4 tRNA genes are annotated in these 904 nt (G+C 42.2%); all 4 read left to right on the top strand.

What is annotated here, in order from left to right:
- Positions 1-215: 215 nt before the first annotated feature.
- A tRNA-Met gene (locus tag A9267_RS13905) sits at positions 216-292 on the top strand.
- 120 nt (positions 293-412) lie between these two features.
- A tRNA-Leu gene (locus tag A9267_RS13900) sits at positions 413-497 on the top strand.
- Between the two features lie 47 nt (positions 498-544).
- Positions 545-619, top strand: a tRNA-Gln gene (locus A9267_RS13895).
- A 25-nt stretch (positions 620-644) separates the two neighbouring features.
- Positions 645-719 (top strand) — tRNA-Gln (locus A9267_RS13890).
- Positions 720-904 lie beyond the last annotated feature (185 nt).

The following is a 904-nucleotide window of genomic DNA, read 5'->3' as shown; positions in this document are numbered from 1 at the left end:
AAGCGATTTTCAAACTATAATAGTGTGAAGATTGTTTAAAAAAGGGATTGAGGTTAACTTTACTAAGATATTTTGTCGATTTGACGCTCAGTTTGGTGAACTTATAGCCGAACAACAACAATTGATGAAAATAGCTAAAAAAAGCAGTTGACCTCGATACCCTGAATAAGCATAATACGCCCCGTCCTCACGACGAGGGCAAGAAAGAATAAAGTGGCAATGTAGCTCAGCTGGTTAGAGCACAGCACTCATAATGCTGGGGTCGCAGGTTCAAGTCCCGCCATTGCTACCATCTTCTCTAGATGTAAATTAAGAGATTGCTGGTTAGTTAAAGTTTTAACTTTAGAAATATGACCGGCTACCTTCTCAAGGTTAAATGAGCATCGTGTTCTGGATGATAAACAGAGTCTGTGCGGGAGTGGTGGAATTGGTAGACACGCCAGATTTAGGTTCTGGTGCCGCAAGGTGTGAGAGTTCAAGTCTCTCCTCCCGTACCATTATTAAGAAAATTGGCTTATAGCGAGTTTTCAAAAAAGCTTTAGATTGGGATATCGCCAAGTGGTAAGGCACCGGGTTTTGATCTCGGCATTCCCAGGTTCGAATCCTGGTATCCCAGCCATTTTAAAGTAAGTAGTAAAGATTATTGGGATATCGCCAAGTGGTAAGGCACCGGGTTTTGATCTCGGCATYCCCAGGTTCGAATCCTGGTATCCCAGCCATATTTAACCTTACGGTTAGAGCAAAAGCCCGTCTTATGACGGGCTTTTTGTTGCCTGAAATTTAGTATCAGCGTTATGCTTGAAGCACTCTAGCGCTTAACAATGGCGCTTTGATTATTCAGAACCCTAACGGCGTTTGTTATTAGCGAGCTATCTTTAGAGAATGTGATGCAGATAAACTAAAC

It is taken from the genome of Shewanella sp. UCD-FRSSP16_17, from assembly GCF_001675935.1.
Classification (GTDB): Bacteria; Pseudomonadota; Gammaproteobacteria; order Enterobacterales; family Shewanellaceae; genus Shewanella; species Shewanella japonica.
The sequence above is the reverse complement of the archived record's forward strand: the minus strand, read 5'-3'. Positions and strand labels throughout refer to the sequence as shown.